The organism is Variovorax sp. CAN15, from assembly GCF_030462475.1.
In the GTDB taxonomy this organism is placed as follows: Bacteria; Pseudomonadota; Gammaproteobacteria; order Burkholderiales; family Burkholderiaceae_C; genus Variovorax.
Map to the genome: position 1 here is coordinate 63,394 of NZ_JASMRZ010000014.1, position 17,065 is coordinate 80,458.

Consider the following 17,065-nt stretch of genomic DNA (forward strand, 5'->3'; position numbering starts at 1 on the left):
CTTTTATCTACCTTGGTCCCGTTTCAATCCCCGAACATCTTCTGCTTGAGTTCGCGGCGCTGCTGCGCCTCGAGCGACAGCGTGGCCGTCGGGCGGGCCAGCAGGCGGCCGACGCCGATGGGCTCGCCGGTCTCGTCGCAGTAGCCGTAGTCGCCGGCGTCGATGCGCTGGATCGACTGCTCGATCTTCTTGAGCAGCTTGCGCTCGCGGTCGCGGGTGCGCAGCTCGAGGGCGTGTTCTTCCTCGATGGTGGCGCGGTCGGCCGGGTCGGGCACGACCACCGTGTCTTCACGCAGGTGCTCGGTGGTCTCGCCGGCGTTCTCGAGGATGCCGCGCTTGAGTTCTTCGAGCTTCAGGCGGAAGAACGCCATCTGCTTTTCGTTCATGTACTCGTCGTCCGGCATGGCGATGACTTCGGCATCGCTCAGTTCGGCGGGCGACTTGGTCTTCCAGTTGTTGGCCAGTTTCGGGTCTTTCTTGATGGCGAGGGGCGGCGGAGGCACCAGCGCGTTGGAATGGCTCTGCGAGAAGGTGGACTTGGCGGCCGTCGATGCCACCGACTGCGGCATCGAGGGGACGGTCAGTTGCGACAGCCGGGACACGCGGCCACCACGCGCGGCGGGAGCGGGCGTGGCGGTTTGAGCGGGCATCGAGGGTGTCGCCGGGGCGGAAGTGGAGGCGGCAGCCGTTTTTTTCATGGGGATCGAGGGGACAGAGGAAACAGCCGCAGGACGGCCGACGGGTTTGGATGACGATGAGCCCACGCCCGCGGTCTTCGTCGCGGCGGTTGCAGGCTTGGCGGACTTCTTGGTCGCAGCGGTCGCGGCCTTGACCGGTGGTGCTGCGGGCTTTTTGGACGGCACGCCTTTCTCGTTGGTCACGGAGCCGGAAACCTTCCTGGCCACGGGTACAGCCTGCTTCGCAGCCGGCGCCTTTTTCGCGGCGGGCTTGGTTGCTGGCGTGGCCTTGGCGGCGGGTTTCTTCACGGTGACTGGCTCCTTGGACGAACTGGAACGCGCTTTCACTGGGTGTCTCCTCCCATCGGAGCCCTTTGCAGCCTCCAGGCCGCACAGGCTCCCGTTGTCGGGGTGCCCGCCAAGTGGCGAACCCCGGGGTTATACCCCCGAAAGCCTGCCAGAAACGTACGGCGCCCCGTGCCGGAAGTCACATCTTGTCCTCGGGAGCAGGACGTGGCTTGCGAAACAGGCGCGCGATTGTATAGAGAACTCGAAGGCGCGGGACATGTTCCGGCGTGCTGTCCGACTCCGTTAGCATCGCGCGGCGCCGCCGGAGGGGGCGGCGCGCGGCCCCGGCTTTTGCCCATATGGCGCCGGGGGCCTATCCGATCATTCCGATCAATCGCAAGACAGACACAAGAAAGCAACAAGCCTTGAACAAGAAAGCAGTTTTGGGAGTCCTGGCCGCGGCCATCGCCGTCGCCTACGGCGGCAGCACCTGGTGGGCCGGGTCGCAGATCAAGTCGCGCTACGACGCCGCGCTGGACGAATTGCCGAAGCAGACCGCGCTGGTGCGCGTGACCGAGCGCAAGTACGAGCGCGGCTTCCTGGGCGCCGTCAGCACCGTCACGCTGGAGATCGGCTGCGCGGCCGATGCCGCGGCAAGCGCGCAGCAGCCCGCCGCCGACCGGACGGGAGATGAAGAAGAACAGGCCGAGGAAGACGACGGCTCCGCCATCAAGCCCCCGAAGCAGCTTCGCCTGACCATCCGCGACACCATCCACCACGGCCCGCTGGCCGGCGGCACCCTGGCGGCCGCCACCATCGACAGCGAACTGGTGCTCGACGACAAGGCGCAGGCCGAGGCCAAGAAGCTGTTCGGCGAGGCCAAGCCCCTGTCGGCGCGCACCAAGGTTGGCTTCGACGGCGCCTTCACCACCGATCTGACGGTCGCGCCCGCCAGGCTGGCCGAGGAAGGCAAGGGCCGCCTCGACTGGCAGGGCATGAAGGTCCGCATGGAAGTCAACGCCGCACGCACCCAGGCCCGCTACGACCTGAGCATGCCCGGCCTCGACTTCAGCGACACGAAGAGCGGCGCGACCATGAAGATGGGCAAGCTCACCGCCAAGGCCGACATGGACAGCAGCGCCGGCTTGTTCCTGGCCACCGGCAAGACCGAGGGCAAGCTCGACAGCCTCGAATTCGCCGTGCGCAAGAAGCCCGCCGAGGACGGCGCCGCGCCGCCCAAGGCGCTGCCCACCGTCGTGCTGCAGGGCATCGACCTGGTGGGCGAGGCGAGCATCAAGGACGGCCTCTACGCCTCCACCGGCACCCTCAAGGGCACCGGCAAGATCGGCGAGACCAGGATCGACAGGTTCGAGCTGACCAGCGGCGCGCGCCGCATTCACGGCGCCGGCTACAGGAAGCTGGCCGACGCCTGGATGCAGTCCAGCGCCGCCAGCGGCTGCGGCAAGGGCGGCAGCAAGGCCTCCCAGGCCGCCATGCAGGCGCTGGCCGAACAGCTCGCGCCCGATCTCAAGGCCATGGCCAAGTACGCCCCCGAGGCCGGCATCGACAAGCTGGTGGTCGAAATCGACGGCAAGCGCGCCGAACTCGGCTACTCGGTCGGCATGGCCGGCGTGACCGACGAAGACCTGCAGTTGCCGGGCACGGCGCTGATGATGAAGCGCGGCGTGCTCAAGGCCCACGCGCGGCTACCCATGAAGTGGCTCGAGAAGCTGGCCGAGACCGGCGCCGAGAGCGGCCAGACGCCCCCGCCCGAAATGGTGGCCGGCCTGGTCGAACAGGGCGAGGAAAGCGGCTTCGTGAAGCGCGACGGCGACGACGTCACCGCCCAGGCCGAGTTCAGCGACGGCAGCCTGAAGGTCAACGGCAAGCCGCTGGGTGGCATGGGCAGCGCGGGCAAGTAAGCCGCGGTGTTTCTCCCTCCCCCGCTGGGGGAGGGCCGGGGTGGGGGCACGACGGCCGCCGAAGAAATCGCAGCGTCAGATCGAAGGCCTGCCCCCATCCCAACCTTCCCCCAGCGGGGGAAGGAGCAAGTCAGGGCCTCAGACCAGGCACTGCTCCAGGCCCTGCTCCAGAATTTCGCGCGGCAGCTCGATGCCGATGAACACCATGCGGCTCTGGCGCGCCTCGTCCTTGCCCCATTCCGGGCCCAGGTCGCTGCCCATCAGCTGGTGCACGCCCTGGAAGATCACCTTGCGCTCGGTGCCCTTCATGTTCAGCACGCCCTTGTAGCGCAGCATGCGCGGGCCGTAGATGTTGACGATCGCGCCCAGGAAGTCTTCCAGCTTGGCCGGGTCGAAGGCGCGGTCGGCCTTGTAGACGAAGCTCTTGACGTCGTCGTCCGTGTGGTGATGGTGGCCATGGCCGCCCTCGTGCTTGTGCGAGGGATGGTCGCAGTGCTCGCCATGCGCGTGGTCATGGTCGTGATGATCGTGGTCGTCTTCCTTGAGGAAGTCGGGGTCGATGTCGAGCTTGGCGTTCAGGTTGAAGCCGCGCAGGTCGAAGATGTCCTTCAGCGGCACGTCGCCGAAATGCGCCTTCTGCTGCGGCGCGCGCGGGTTCATGTGCTTCAGGCGGTGAATGAGCGCCTCGGTTTCCTCGGCCGACACCAGTTCGCTCTTGCTGATGAAGATCTGGTCGGCGAAGCCCACCTGGCGGCGCGCTTCCTGGCGGTCGTTGAGCTGCTGCGGCGCGTGCTTGGCGTCCACCAGCGTGAGGATCGAATCGAGCAGGTAGCTCTCGGCGATCTCGTCGTCCATGAAGAAGGTCTGGGCCACGGGGCCGGGGTCGGCCAGGCCGGTGGTCTCGATCACCACGCGGTCGAAATCGAGCAGGCCCTGGCGCTTCTTGGAGGCCAGCAGCTGCAGCGCCTCGCGCAGGTCTTCGCGGATGGTGCAGCAGACGCAGCCGTTGCTCATCTGCACGATCTGCTCCTTCGACTCGGTCACGAGGATGTCGCTGTCGATGTTCTCCTCGCCGAACTCGTTCTCGATGACCGCGATCTTCTGGCCGTGGGCCTCGGTCAGGATGCGTTTGAGCAGCGTGGTCTTGCCCGAGCCGAGAAAGCCGGTGAGGATGGTCGCGGGAATGAGGGCCATGGGGAAAGTGCTCCGGAAGCGGAAAACGGGAAATGGGGGCCGTGGACGGCGCGGCCCGGCAGTTTAGCCAATGCCACTGAGTTGCGTTGGCGGCAGGGTCAAGCCCGCTTCAGGCGGGCTTCCTGACCACCACCAGCCCTTTCAGGTACTCGCCTTCCGGGAACTCGATGGTCATCGGATGGTCCGGCGCCGCGCCAAGCCGCTCGGCGATGTAGCCGTCCACGCCCGCGTCGAGCCCCGCCGAGGCCACGATCTTGTGGAACAGGTCTGCGCTGATGCCGCCCGAGCACGAGAAGGTCAGCAGCACCCCGCCCGGCTCCAGGATCTTCAGCGCAAGGCGGTTGACGTCCTTGTAGGCCCGCGCGGCGCGCTCGGCATGCGCCACCGTGGGCGCGAACTTGGGCGGGTCGAGCACGATGGCGTCGAAGGTGCGGCCCTGGTCGATGAACTCGCGCAGCACGGTGTTGACGTTGGCGTCGAGGAACTCGGTCTCGATGCCCTGCCCCTCGAAGCCATTGAGCGCCAGGTGCCCGCGCGCCCGCTCCAGCGCCGGCAGCGAGGAATCGACCGACACCAGCTGCGCGCCCTCGAGCGCGCCCGCGGCCTTGAGCCCCGCCAGCGCCGCCACCGTGAATCCGCCCGTGTAGCAGAAGCAGTTCAGCACGCGCCTGAAGCGCCGGTGCTGCGCCAGTTCGGCAAAACGCTGGCGGCTGTCGCGCTGGTCGAGGTAGAAGCCGGTCTTGTGGCCGGTGGCGATGTCCAGCGACAGCTTCCAGCCGTGCTCGCGGATGACGATCTCGGTCGGCCCTTCGCCGCGCAGCCAGCCCGTGACCGGCTTCAGCCCCTCGCGCTCGCGGCCGCTGGCGTCGGAGCGCTCGTAAAGCTTCGTGAGGCCCGTGGCCTTGAGCAGCGCATCGGCCAGCGCGCCCTTCCAGCGCTCCACGCCGGCCGAGAGGAACTGCGCCACCAGCGTGTCCCCATAGCGGTCGACGATCAGCCCCGGCAGGCCGTCGGCCTCGCCATGGATCAGCCGCACGCCGTCGCTCTGCAGATCGAACAGGCCCCGCGCATTCACGGCACGGGCGCACAGCGAGGCAAGGAAAGCTGCATCGATGCGCTGCGTCTCGACGAAGCTCCAGGCCCGCGCGCGGATCTTGGAAGTCGGGCTGAACGCAGCCCACGCGAGGAAGGCGCCGTCGTGCGACTCGACGCGCACCGTCTCGCCGGAATCGGCGCCGCCGCGCGCGATGGCGGATTCGAACACCCAGGGATGGCGGCGCTGCAGCGAGCGCTCCTTGCCGGGTTTGAGGCGAAGGGTTTTCATTGTTTCTTGTTGCTCACTTGTCTTTGTCTTCGCGGGCCTTGGCGCGCGGATGCGCCGCGTCGTACACCTTGGCCAGGTGCTGGAAATCCAGCCGCGTGTAGACCTGCGTGGTCGCGATGTTGGCGTGGCCCAGCAGCTCCTGCACCGCGCGCAGGTCGCTGCTGGACTGCAGCACGTGGCTCGCGAAGGAGTGGCGCAGCATGTGCGGATGCACCGGCGCCGCGAGGCCGGCCTTGAGGCTGCGCTCGCGCAGCAGCTTCCACACCGCCTGCGACGACATCCGCATGCCCTTGGCGCTGATGAAGAGCGCGGCCGCCGCCTGCGGGTCGCGCAGCCGGGCCGTCGTCAGCCCGGGGCAGTCGCCGCGCACCGCGAGCCAGTCGCGCAGCGCCTCGGCCGCCTTGCTGCCCATGGGCACGATGCGCCGCTTGCTGCCCTTGCCGAGCACGCTGGCCTCCATGGCGTCCAGGTCGACCCAGCCGCGCGCCGTGCCGCTGGCCTGCGCATCGAGGCCGGTCAGCTCGCTCACGCGCAGGCCGCAGCCGTAGAGCACTTCGACGATGGCGCCGTCGCGCGCCTCGGTCCACGGGTCGGCCTCGGGGTCGTACAGTTCGGCGAGCCGCACCGCGTCGTCCACGCCCAGCGCCTTGGGCAGCGGCCGGCTGGCCTTGGGCGCGTGCACGTCCTGCACCGGGTTGAAGCCGACCAGCCCTTCGTGCCCCAGCCAGCGGTAGAAGCTGCGCCAGCACGACAGCACCAGCGCGATGCCGCGCGGCTCGCGCCCGGCGCTGTGCAGCTGCGCCATCCAGCGGCGGATGTGGGCGGTCTGCACCCGGTCCAGCGGCAGCTTCGCCTCGGCGGCGTGCTCGCGCAGGGACTGCAGGTGGAAGGCATAGAGTTCGACCGTGCGCGCCGCGAGCTGGCGCTCGACGCGCACGTGCTCCAGGTATTTCTCGATCCAGTCCATTTGCTCAGCGCAGGGTATGGCTCGGGAATACCGCGGAACCGGCTTTGCCGGGCCGCGGGTATTGCCCCCGGCGAGGGGATTGGCGAAGCGACACGACGTGCGCGAAGCCTGGGGGCGCACTAGAACAGGTAGCCATGGCCGGCATTGTTGATGATGGCTGCCGGCTCGCGCAATGCGCCCTTGGAGAACGGTCCGAGCGCCTGCCAGCACGAGGTGGGCGCCGCCGCGTACTGCACCTCGAAGCTCCGGTCGAAGCCGCTCATCTTCACCAGCCGCTCGACGCGCCACAGGTGGAAAGGCTCCGACACGATGACCACCCTGCGCACACCGGCCGCCAGCAGCAGCGGGCGCGACAGCGACAGGTTCAGCCGCGTGGATGTCGATGCGGGCTCCAGCAGCATCGGACCCGAGAAGCCCGAGGCGATCGCGTGTTCCCCCATCGTGATGGCCTCGATGCGGCTGTCCTCCTGATCCACGCCGCCCGAAAAGGCCAGTTGCCTGACCAGCCCGGCCTTCGCCAGCGCCAGGGCCGTATCGACCCGCCCGGTCAGGCACGGGTGCGGCTTGCCGTCGAGGTATGCGCGGCTGCCGAGCACCAGCGCCGCATCGGCCTGCTGCCGCGGCGGATTCGCGAGCAAATATTCGGAATGCCGCCAGATGAACGCCCCGATGGCCGCATACACCAGCGCCACAGCCACCAGCCCGAAGGCCAGCACGACCTGCCAGGGCCGCCTCAGCCAGCGCGGACGTTTCAAGGACGCAGCCGCGAAAGCGCGCCCGAGGCCAGCTCGGCGATGCGCTCCAGGAAGTCTGTGCCCATCTCGGCATTGAAGCGCTGCGCGTCGGGCGAGGCCAGCACCAGCAGGCCGAAGGCCGGCGACTCCGGGCCGGGGCGCAGCGGAATCAGCGCGAGCGACATCGCGGCGTGCGGCTCGGGCAGCCAGCTGGCTGCTTCGAAGCCCGAATTGAGCCCGCAGTACGGCGAGGTCAGCGAGGTGGCCAGCGCCTTCACGTCGTCGCTCACCCACTGGGCGTAGGCCTCGTTGAGGTATTCGCTGCCGCAGTCCCACACCTTGATGGCCGTCTGCGGCACCAGGAAGAGCGACTGCAGGTCGACCGCGATGCGGTACGGCAGGCTGCGCGGGTCGCGCGTGGTCAGCAGGCCCGTGGTCCAGCGCTGCAGGCGGTCGGCGATCACGACGTTCTCGGTGCCGTGGCGCATCATGTCCATCAGGCGATGCTCCAGCGCCTTGATCTTCTCGCGCAGCATCTCGGCCTGCCGCTCCTGCAGGCTCACGGCGCGGTTGCCGTGCGGGCTGGTGAGCTGCACCTGCGCCAGCAGCTGGGCATGGCGCTCGAAGAAGTCGGGCGTGTTCGCCAGGTAGTTGGCGATGTCGTCTTCGGTGATCGGGTTCATGGCGTTGGCGTCGTTGTTGTTGCTCGTGAAGTTGGTCATGGCAGCTCCGGCACCTCGATGTCTCCCTCGAAGACCGTGACGGCCGGCCCGGTCATCAGCACCGGCTGGCCCTCCCCCTGCCACTCGATCGTGAGAACGCCGCCGTGCGTCTGCACGTCCACGCGGCGCTCCAGCAGCCCGAGGCGGACGCCCGCCACCACCGCCGCGCAGGCGCCGGTGCCGCAGGCCAGCGTTTCGCCGGCGCCGCGCTCGAACACCCGCAGCCTGATGCTGGAACGGTCGAGCACCTGCATGAACCCCGCATTCACCCGCTGCGGAAAGCGCGGGTGGTGCTCGATCTGCGGGCCCTGTTCGGCCACCGGAGCGGTGTCGACGTCGTCGACCACCTGCACCGCGTGCGGGTTGCCCATCGAGAGCACAGCTACCGAAACGATAGCGCTGCCGGCCTGGGTGCCCAGGGCCAGGTGCCACTTGTGCCACGCGCCCTCGGGCAGAGGGTCGAGCCCCGCGGGGTCGAAGGGCACGCGGGCGGGTTCGAAGATGGGAGCGCCCATGTCGACCGTGACGCGGCCGTCGGCGCCCATGCGGGGTTCGATGACGCCGGAGAGGGTCTGGACGCGCACCTGCCTCTTCTCGGTCAGGTGGTGTTCGCTGACGAAGCGCATGAAGCAGCGCGCGCCGTTGCCGCACTGCTCCACCTCGCCGCCGTCGGAGTTGTGGATGACGTACTGGAAATCGATGCCTTCGCCCGGCGAGGGCCGCACGGAGAGGATCTGGTCGGCGCCGACGCCGAAATGGCGGTCGGCCAGGAAGCGGTATTGAGCGGCGCTGAGGCCCAGCGTGCCGCGCGTTTCGTCCAGCACGACGAAATCGTTGCCGGCTCCCTGCATCTTGGTAAAGCGGATTCGCATCCGGGGATTATCGCCACGGGCATCGCCCCTGGCGACCGGAGGGCTCATGCCCTGCCTCAAAGACCGAGCAGCTTGCGGCCTTCGTCGGCCAGCAGGTCGTGCGTCTCGGGGTGCTTGCGCATGTAGGCGGCGAACACGGGGCACTGCGGAATGACGCGCAGGCCACGCTCGCGCGCGGACGCCAGGCCCGCGAGCACCAGTTGCCTGGCGACGCCCTGACCCTGCAGCGCCTCGGGCACCAGGGTGTGGACGAAAGTGATGACATCGCCCGCAAGGGAGTAGATCGCGACCGCACGTTCGCCCTGCGATGCGAATTCGAATCGGTGCTTCGATGGATTGTCTTGAACGACGGGGGGAAGAGGCGTGGTCATGAAGATGGTCTCGAAATGGAGAAGGAGGCGTCCGCGCATGCGCGGCGGACGCCACGGACGCCACAGGCGTCCGACGACCGATCAGGCCCGGATGAACGCCAGCAGATCGGCGTTCACCTGGTCAGCGTGCGTGGTGCAGGTGGCATGCGGCGCACCCGCGTAGACCTTGAGCTGGCTGCCCTTGATCATCTCGGCCGCAAGCTTGCCGGTGGCCTCGAAGGGCACGACCTGGTCGTCGTCGCCGTGGATCACGAGCGTGGGCACGTCGATCTTCGCCATGTCGGGGCGGAAGTCGGTTTCCGAGAACGCGGTCACGCAGTCGATGGTGGCCTTGATCGAGGCCTGCAGCGCGATCTGCAGCGTCTGCTTGAAGACGCCCTGCGACACCTTGGCGCCGGGGCGGTTGGTGCCGTAGAAGAGCGTGCTGAAGTCGTCGAGGAACTGCGGGCGGTCAGCGGCCAGTCCGGCACGGATGCCTGCGAACAGCGAGGCGTCGGGGCCCACGGGGTGGTCGGCCGTCTTCATGAACAGCGGCGTCACGGCGCTGATGAGCGCCAGCCTGGCCACGCGCGAGCTGCCCTTGCGCGCGATGTAGCGCGTCACGTCGCCGCCGCCCATCGAGAAGCCAGCGAGGATCACGTCCTTCAGGTCGAGCTTCTCGATCAGCTCCGCGATGTCGTCGGCGAAGGTGTCGTAGTCATAGCCCGTCCACGGCTGGCTCGAGCGGCCGAAGCCACGGCGGTCGAACGCGATCACGCGGTAGCCGCGTTCCGCGAAGAACAGCATCTGGGCGTCCCACATGTCGGCGCTGAGCGGCCAACCGTGGCTGAAGAGAATGGGCTGGCCCGAGCCCCAGTCCTTGTAGTAGAGCTCGGTGCCGTCGCGCAGTGTGAGAGTGGTCATGATTTCTCCAGTGAAGTGAATAAACGAACGAATGAAGGGAAGAAGGAAAAAACGGAACTCAGATCGCAAGAAAGTGATGCACCTCGGGCTTGCCCGGCCCGATGTGGAAGCGCAGCGCCTCGCTCTGCAGGTCCGCGTCGGCGTGCGATACGCGGTGATGCTGGCGCAGATGCTCAGCCCACGACTCGACGAGGAACCACTCCATCACCCGCTGCGCGTCGGCCGTGTGCTCGTGCACGCCCCAGGCATAGGCGCCGTCGCGGCGGCGCTCCAGCGACAGGCGCTTCATCACGGCCAGGAACGCGGGGCGGTCTTCCTTGCGGATGCGGTACTCGACCTGGATCATCACCGGCCCGCGGTCGTGCGCCACCGGCTCGGCCAGCAAGGGCTCCGGCCAGTGGTTCGATGCCTGCAGATCGGCCTCGCCGGCCGGAAGCCGCACGCGGTGGAAGACCAGGCCAGCCACCACCAGCCCCACGGCACCGGCCACCAGCGTCATGGGCACGCCAATCTGGTGCGCCACCAGGCCCCAGCCCAGGCTGCCGGCCGCCATCGCGCCGTTGAACACCGTCAGGTACACGGCCAGTCCGCGTCCACGCACCCAGTTCGGCAGGATCGACTGCGCCACGCCGTTGAGCGTGGTCAGCGCCACGATCCAGCCCAGGCCCAGCACCAGCAGCAGCGCCACCGCCAGCCACTTCGGCGGGGCGAAGACCAGGCTGCCCATCACGGCAGCCGTGAGCAGCGAGGCCAGCAGCATCATTCCGTCGGCGTCGAGCCGGGCGCGCAGCCTCGGCATCACCAGCGCGCCGCCGATGGCGCCCGCGCCCACCGCGCCGAGCAGCACGCCGTAGAAGCCGGCCGAGCCGCCGAGCATCTGCCGCGCCACCAGCGGCAGCAGCGCCCATACCGAGCTTGCGAACAGGAAGAACACCGCCGCGCGCAGCAGCACCACGTGCAGCTCCTTGCTGGCGCGGGTGTAGCGCAGGCCGGCACGGAAGGCGCCGAGGAAGTTCTCCGTGAGCGCCGTGTCTTCCGCCGGCGGGCGCTTCCACCACAGCAGCGCCGCGATCACGAACACGTAGCTCAGCACGTCGACGCCATAGGTGGCCGCCGCGCCGAAGCTCGCAAGAATCAGCCCGCCCGCCGCCGGCCCGATGGAACGCGCGATGTTGATGCCCAGCGAATTCAGCGCCACCGCGCCCTTCAGGTCGGATCTAGGCACCAGCTCGGGCACGATCGACTGCCAGGTCGGCCCCATCAGCGCCGCGCCGATGCCGCCCACGAAGGTCAGCGCGATCAGGTACTCCACCGTGAGCGAGCCGGTGTGCGAGAGCACCAGCAGCGCGCCGCTGACCGCCGCGAGCACCAGCTGCACGAAGATCAGGAAGCGCCGCCGGTCGAGAATGTCCGACAGCACGCCCGCCGGAATCGCCAGCAGGAAGATCGGCAGCGTGGCCGCCGTCTGGATCAGCGCCACCGCCGTCGGGCTGGCCGACAGGTCGGTCACCAGCCAGGAGCTGGCCACGTCGCGCATGAAGCTGCCGATGTTGCCAAGCACGGTGGCGGCCCAGAGCACCGCGAAGACCGGCTGGCGCAGCGGCGCGAAGGCGCCGGGTTGCGCCGCGGGCGCGGTCGTGCCTTGCGAGGTTTCAGACATGTGCACGCTCCTTCAGGTCGTGCCAGGCGACGAGCAGGAAACCGCCGACCAGGCCCAGATGCTCGAAGAAGGAGTTTGCCGCCATGAAACGCTCCTGCCCCACTGGCATCTGCCAGAAGCGCAGCGCCACGAAAGTCGCCATCAGCGTGAATCCGCCGAGCGCCAGCGCGCCGAGCCAGCGCAGGCGGCCGGTGAGGATGAGCGCCGAGGCGCCCAGCTCCAGCACGATGACAGCCACGGCCAGCGGGCCGGCGGGCGAAAGGCCGAAGTGGTTCATCTCGGCAAGGGCCGCGTCGAAGTCCATCGCCTTGTTCAGGCCGCCTTGCAGGTAGGCGGCGCACAGCAGCAGCAAGGCGATCCAGCGCAGCAGGGGTGCGGTTGACCAGCGCATCGTCATCCTCCTCAGACCGCCCAGCAGGCGCAGCCGAGAGCGCCCCAGAAGCTCTTCAGGTCGCCAACGGGCAGCTTGCTGCTCCAGGCCGTGGCGTGGCTGTGGCCGTGCACGTTGCAGTTGTTGGCGCAGCCGCAGGACATGGCTGCATTGCGCATGACCTTCTGCAGCGGCGCCCCCTCCTTCTTGTCGGCCCAGCCGGCGTAGCCGCCGAAGGTGCGCGCGGGGGACCAGTCGGGCATGGCGGGCGGCGGCGCGCCCTCGTCATGCGCGGCGAAGGCGCCGACGCCCCAGACCACCTTGCCGCCCACCATGGTCAGCAGCGCGGTCGTGTCTGCGATGTCCGATTCGGGGCAGGCGAAGAAGTCGCGGTCGGGCACCACCAGGTCGGCGAGCTGGCCGGCCTGGATGCGGCCCTTCTTGCCCTCCTCGTTCGAGAACCAGGTGACGTTCTCGGTCCACATGCGCAGCGCCTGCTCGCGGTCGAGTAGGTTGCGCTGCGGCGTGATCTGCAGGCCACCCACCGTCTTGCCCGTGACCAGCCACGACAGCGACACCCACGGGTTGTACGAGGCCACCCGCGTCGCGTCGGTGCCGGCCGAGACCTTCAGGCCGCGCTCCAGCATGCGCTTGACCGGCGGCGTGGCCTCGGCCGCGGCGGCGCCGTAGCGCTCCACGAAATACTCGCCCTGGTAGGCCATGCGGTGCTGCACCGCCACGCCGCCGCCCAGCGCGGCGATGCGGTCCATCGACTTTTCCGAGATGGTTTCGGCATGGTCGAAGAACCAGTTCAGGCCGGCCAGCGGCGTCTCTTTGTTGACCTTTTCGAACACGTCGAGCGAACGGCTGATGGTCTCGTCGTAGGTGGCGTGCATGCGCCAGGGCCAGCGGTTCTGCGCCAGGATGCGGACCACGCCTTCGAGGTCGCCTTCCATCTCGGGCGCCATCTCGGGGCGCGGCTGGCGGAAGTCTTCGAAGTCGGCGGCCGAGAACACCAGCATCTCGCCCGCGCCATTGTGGCGGAAGTAGTCGTCGCCCTGCTTGTACCTGGAGTTGGCGGTCCAGTTCAGGAAGTCTTCCTTCTCCTGCTTGGGCTTCTGCGTGAACAGGTTGTAGGCCAGGCGGATGGTGAGCTGGCCGTCGTCGGCGAGCTTGCGGACGACTTCGTAGTCGTCGGGGTAGTTCTGGTTGCCGCCGCCCGCGTCGATGGCGCCGGTCACGCCCAGGCGGTTGAGCTCGCGCATGAAGTGGCGCGTGGAATTGAGCTGGTAGTCGAAGGGCAGCTTCGGGCCCTTGGCCAGCGTGGCGTAGAGGATGGCCGCGTTCGGCTTGGCCAGCAGCAGGCCGGTGGGGTTGCCGGCGCTGTCGCGCACGATCTCGCCGCCGGGCGGCGCGGGCGTGTCCTTGGTGTAGCCCACGGCGCGCAGCGCGGCGCCGTTGAGCAGCGCGCGGTCGTACAGGTGCAGGATGAAGACCGGCGTGTCCGGCGCCACCGCGTTCAGTTCCTCGATGGTCGGCAGGCGCTTCTCGGCGAACTGGTGTTCGGTGAAGCCGCCCACCACGCGCACCCACTGCGGCGCGGGCGTGACCGCCACCTGGCGCTTCAGCATGCCCATGGCATCGGCCAGGCTGCGCACGCCGTCCCAGCGCAGTTCCATGTTGTAGTTCAGGCCGCCGCGGATGATGTGCAGGTGGTTGTCGATCAGCCCCGGCAGCACGCGCTTGCCCTGCAGGTCGATCACGCGGGTGGCGCCGCCGGCCAGCGGCAGCACCTCTTCGGCGCGGCCGACGCGGGTGAAGCGGCCGTCCTTGATGGCCACTGCATCGGCCATCGGGTTGGCGCGGTCCAGCGTGGTGAAGCGGCCGTTGTGCAGGATCAGGTCTGGGGTTTCGGTGTTGGTGGACATGGTGTCGGAGAAGGAAGCGACCGCAAGGCCGGGAGCTGCGAGGGTGGCGCCGAGCGCTCCGAGAGAGCCAAGGAGACGGCGGCGGTTGGAATCTGCGGATGGGTTCATGCGTCGCGCCTGCCGGAGGACGGTGCCTCCGACTTGTTCACCGCCGTCGGCTGCGCACACTTCGGGAGTTCGCCGAACACATGCGGCTTGACCTGGTGGTGCAGCCACGAGGTGGCCACCGCATCGGGCCTGATCACGCTCTTGATGAGCGGCGGGATCTGCTCGCCGAGCAGGATCCCGAGAAGCCCCACCAGGGCGATGACCGGCGGCGCCGGCGAGCGCACCTGGAAGAGTGCGTAGATCACGCCGACCAGCAGGCCGAGCGCGAGGGAAACAACGTAGGTCTTCATGGTCAGCTTGTCCTTGACGAAGTTATCGAAAGCGCGACGCGAGGCGCGAAGAAACCGTAGCGAGCGCTCCGAGGTCGCGCCGAGGACCGCAGCCGTACCCAGGTACGGCGAGGACCGCAGGTGCGAGATCGGGGCGCGCAGTAGGTTTATTCGTGCCTCGATCAGCCTTCGTGGGCGCCGAACATGGTCTTGGCGTAGGTCACGCCCAGGCCGTAGGCGCCGCCCACCTTCTTCGCGATGCCGGTGGTGAGCTCGTAGGTCTCGCCGCGGGCCCAGTCGCGCTGCAGCTCCAGCAGGTATTGCAGCGAGGTCATCGGCTGCGCGCCGGCCTGCACCATGCGCTCCATCGCGCGGTTGTGCGCCTCGGTCGACACGTCGCCGCAGGCGTCGGCGATCACGTACACATCGAAGCCCTGGTCGAGCGCCGAGAGCGCCGGGCCGACGATGCACACGCTGGTCCACAGGCCCGCCAGCACGATGCGCGGCTTGCCGATCTGGTTCACGCGCTCGATCACGGCGGCGTCTTCCCAGGTGTTCATCGAGGTGCGGTCCAGCATCTTCTGGCCCGGGAAGGCGTCGGTGATCTCGCTGAACATCGGGCCCGAAAAACTCTTCTCGGCCACCGTCGTGAGGATGGTCGACACGCCGAAGCCGGCCGCCGCCTGCGCCACCAGCGCGGCGTTGTTGCGCAGGTTCACGGCGTCGATCGAATGCGTGGCGAAGGCCATCTGCGACTGGAAGTCGATCATCACCAGCGTGTGATCGGTGGGGGTCAGCAGCTTGGAACCGGCGGTGGGGGTGGCTTTGATGGACATGTGAAAAACTCCTGCGGGTTGGTTGAATGTTCGATCTGATTCACAATCGCTTCCGGAGAGAAATCTCCTTGGCATGGAACGAATCATCGAGGCCCCAATGGTCGTCATCGACGAAACTTTTCATCGCCAATGATCGAATTTTTCGAACATTACCCCTCCACCCCTTCTCCACCCTCTTGCAGGCCACCGCATGCTCAAACTCAGCCTGGAAGCCATCGAGATCGTCGACGCCATCGCGCGCCACGGCTCCTTCGCCGCAGCCGCCTCGCATCTCAACAAGGTGCCCTCCACCATCTCCTACGCCGTGGGCAAGCTGGAAGAGCAGCTCGGCATGCTGCTCTTCGAGCGCAACGGCCCGCGCGTGAGCCTCACCGCCGCCGGAGAGGAAATGCTCAAGGAAGGCCGCTGGCTGCTCGGCGCCGCGAGCGACCTCGAATCGCGCATGCGCCAGATCGCCACCGGCTACGAGTCGGAAATCCGCTTGGTGCACGACTCGCTCATTCCCACCCAAGCCCTCATTGGCGACATCTGCGCCTTCGAAGACCTGCGCTGCGGCACGCGGCTGCGCATCGGCTGCGAGGCGCTCACCGGCAGCTGGGAGGCGCTGCGCGAGGGCCGCGCCGACATCGTCATCGCCGCGGGCGACGGCCCGGCCGGCGGCGGCTACCAGGCCGTGACCGTGGGCAGCCTCGACTTCGCCTTCTGCGTGGCGCCCACGCACCCGCTCACGCGGCTGGGCCGGCCGCTGCAGCGCGGCGACCTGCTGGAGTGCAACGCCATCGTGGTCGGCGACAGCGCACGCACGCTCTCGGAGCGCACCGTCGGCCTGCTGGCCGGACAGCCGCGCATCACCGTGCCCTCGATGCCCGCGAAGATCGCCTGCCAGGTGGCCGGCCTGGGCCACGGCTTCCTGCCGCGCGCCTGCATCGTGAACGAGCTCAAGCGAGGCACGCTGGTCGAGCTGCCGACAGAAGAGCCACGCCCGCCCGAGGCCTTCTGGCTGGCGTGGAAGACCGGCGCGCAGGGGCAAGCGCTGCGCTGGTGGCGCGAGCGGATGAATCGCAAGCTGATTCCGGCGCTGCTGCCGCGGTCGTCAGTCGGGTTGTGAGCGGGAACGAACGCCGGTGCCGCATGTACGACCCAATTCAAGATGGCATAGAGAAGACCGCGCGCGCGGTCCGTTACACGGAAGCTAAGCCTCCGGCGCATTTTTCCGGCCTGGTGCATTGCTACTGGGAGCTCAAGACGGAAAGCCCCCTTGCGGACGACTTCTGCCTCCACGCCATGCCCGACGCCTGTGTGAACATCCTGTTCAACCAGATCGACACCGACATTGCCGGAGTCACCGCACTGCGCACGAGACACGAGGTACTCAACCTCGGGAGATCGTTTCACTATGTCGGCATACAGCTGCTGCCAGGGGTGTGGCGAGGCAATCCGCAGGAAATTGCCGATCAGTTTGTCGGCACTTCCTACCTCGGGGAACTGCCTCTGGTTGCCACGAGCAGGGAGATTGCTCCCTGCGACTTTTCCGCCAAGCAGCAAGTCATGTCAGCGCTGGTGCAGTGGTTCATCGACGCAGGAATGGCCGTAAGCAACCCTGTCACAGAAAGGATCCTGGCGAAGCTCGACAGCATTCGCACGGTGGCCGACATGGCGACAGTTGCATGCCTCTCGCCGCGCCAGCTGCAGCGCACATTGAAGACAACAACGGGCTTTTCACCACACGACCTGCTCAAGGTATTGCGCATCCAGCAATCGTTCAAGCGGCACTATCTGGACCTGTACGCCGACCAGTCCCACTACATCCATTCATTCCGCCGGATCACCGGCTACACCCCCGCCAAGTACGCGGGGAAGTTCGATGTCTGACTTACACAATACATGCAGCTGACAGCCTCCTAAATTGAGCGCTTCTTC

At 67.9% G+C, this 17,065-nt stretch carries 17 protein-coding genes; 3 read left to right on the plus strand and 14 right to left on the minus strand.

What is annotated here, in order from left to right; all coding sequences use genetic code 11:
* Nucleotides 1–23: 23 nt before the first annotated feature.
* The gene (dksA, locus tag QMO14_RS12595; protein ID WP_301507601.1) at nt 24–863 is read right to left on the minus strand and encodes an RNA polymerase-binding protein DksA; all 840 of its coding nucleotides are present in this window, start codon (nt 861–863) and stop codon (nt 24–26) included.
* 527 nt (nt 864–1,390) lie between these two features.
* On the opposite strand from dksA, the gene QMO14_RS12600 reads away from it, so the two are divergent.
* Complete coding sequence (locus tag QMO14_RS12600; protein ID WP_301507549.1) at nt 1,391–2,887, plus strand: YdgA family protein; 1,497 nt, start codon at nt 1,391–1,393, stop codon at nt 2,885–2,887.
* A 138-nt stretch (nt 2,888–3,025) separates the two neighbouring features.
* Here QMO14_RS12600 and QMO14_RS12605 read toward each other — a convergent pair whose 3' ends face one another.
* The 13 genes from QMO14_RS12605 to QMO14_RS12665 all read right to left on the minus strand — a co-directional run bounded on the left by QMO14_RS12605 (nt 3,026) and on the right by QMO14_RS12665 (nt 15,145).
* Complete coding sequence (locus tag QMO14_RS12605; protein WP_301507550.1) at nt 3,026–4,081, minus strand: GTP-binding protein; 1,056 nt, start codon at nt 4,079–4,081, stop codon at nt 3,026–3,028.
* A gap of 109 nt (nt 4,082–4,190) precedes the next feature.
* On the minus strand, nt 4,191–5,405 hold the full coding sequence (locus tag QMO14_RS12610; RefSeq protein WP_301507551.1) for a class I SAM-dependent rRNA methyltransferase: 1,215 nt from the start codon (nt 5,403–5,405) through the stop codon (nt 4,191–4,193).
* Between the two features lie 13 nt (nt 5,406–5,418).
* Nucleotides 5,419–6,372 (minus strand): tyrosine recombinase XerC, encoded by a 954-nt coding sequence (locus tag QMO14_RS12615; protein ID WP_301507552.1) that lies wholly within the window; start codon nt 6,370–6,372, stop codon nt 5,419–5,421.
* Nucleotides 6,373–6,491: 119 nt separating this feature from the next.
* Nucleotides 6,492–7,127: a YdcF family protein gene (locus QMO14_RS12620; RefSeq protein ID WP_301507553.1), complete on the minus strand. Its 636-nt coding sequence runs from the start codon at nt 7,125–7,127 to the stop codon at nt 6,492–6,494.
* On the minus strand, nt 7,124–7,828 hold the full coding sequence (locus tag QMO14_RS12625) for a DUF484 family protein (RefSeq protein ID WP_301507554.1): 705 nt from the start codon (nt 7,826–7,828) through the stop codon (nt 7,124–7,126). Before QMO14_RS12625 ends, QMO14_RS12620 begins: the two co-directional genes overlap by 4 nt.
* A complete protein-coding gene (dapF, locus tag QMO14_RS12630; protein WP_301507555.1) occupies nt 7,825–8,700 on the minus strand; it encodes a diaminopimelate epimerase in 876 nt (291 codons plus the stop codon). The genes QMO14_RS12625 and dapF overlap by 4 nt, the downstream gene beginning before the upstream one ends.
* 56 nt (nt 8,701–8,756) lie before the next feature.
* On the minus strand, nt 8,757–9,071 hold the full coding sequence (locus QMO14_RS12635) for a GNAT family N-acetyltransferase (RefSeq protein ID WP_301507556.1): 315 nt from the start codon (nt 9,069–9,071) through the stop codon (nt 8,757–8,759).
* A gap of 81 nt (nt 9,072–9,152) precedes the next feature.
* The gene (locus tag QMO14_RS12640; protein ID WP_301507557.1) at nt 9,153–9,974 is read right to left on the minus strand and encodes an alpha/beta fold hydrolase; all 822 of its coding nucleotides are present in this window, start codon (nt 9,972–9,974) and stop codon (nt 9,153–9,155) included.
* A gap of 58 nt (nt 9,975–10,032) precedes the next feature.
* On the minus strand, nt 10,033–11,634 hold the full coding sequence (locus QMO14_RS12645) for an MFS transporter (RefSeq protein ID WP_301507558.1): 1,602 nt from the start codon (nt 11,632–11,634) through the stop codon (nt 10,033–10,035).
* Complete coding sequence (locus QMO14_RS12650; RefSeq protein WP_301507559.1) at nt 11,627–12,025, minus strand: DoxX family protein; 399 nt, start codon at nt 12,023–12,025, stop codon at nt 11,627–11,629. The genes QMO14_RS12645 and QMO14_RS12650 overlap by 8 nt, the downstream gene beginning before the upstream one ends.
* An 11-nt stretch (nt 12,026–12,036) precedes the next feature.
* Nucleotides 12,037–13,932 carry an amidohydrolase gene (locus tag QMO14_RS12655; RefSeq protein WP_301507560.1) on the minus strand — a complete coding sequence of 632 codons (1,896 nt, stop codon included), beginning with the start codon at nt 13,930–13,932 and terminating at the stop codon, nt 12,037–12,039.
* Nucleotides 13,933–14,036: 104 nt separating this feature from the next.
* Nucleotides 14,037–14,330 carry a DUF1427 family protein gene (locus QMO14_RS12660; RefSeq protein WP_301507561.1) on the minus strand — a complete coding sequence of 98 codons (294 nt, stop codon included), beginning with the start codon at nt 14,328–14,330 and terminating at the stop codon, nt 14,037–14,039.
* 161 nt (nt 14,331–14,491) lie between these two features.
* The gene (locus tag QMO14_RS12665) at nt 14,492–15,145 is read right to left on the minus strand and encodes a hydrolase (protein ID WP_301507562.1); all 654 of its coding nucleotides are present in this window, start codon (nt 15,143–15,145) and stop codon (nt 14,492–14,494) included.
* 190 nt (nt 15,146–15,335) lie between these two features.
* On the opposite strand from QMO14_RS12665, the gene QMO14_RS12670 reads away from it, so the two are divergent.
* Nucleotides 15,336–16,253, plus strand: coding sequence for a LysR family transcriptional regulator (locus tag QMO14_RS12670; protein WP_301507563.1), 918 nt, complete (start codon nt 15,336–15,338; stop codon nt 16,251–16,253).
* A gap of 23 nt (nt 16,254–16,276) precedes the next feature.
* Nucleotides 16,277–17,017: an AraC family transcriptional regulator gene (locus QMO14_RS12675; protein ID WP_301507564.1), complete on the plus strand. Its 741-nt coding sequence runs from the start codon at nt 16,277–16,279 to the stop codon at nt 17,015–17,017.
* The last annotated feature ends 48 nt before the right edge of the window (nt 17,018–17,065 follow it).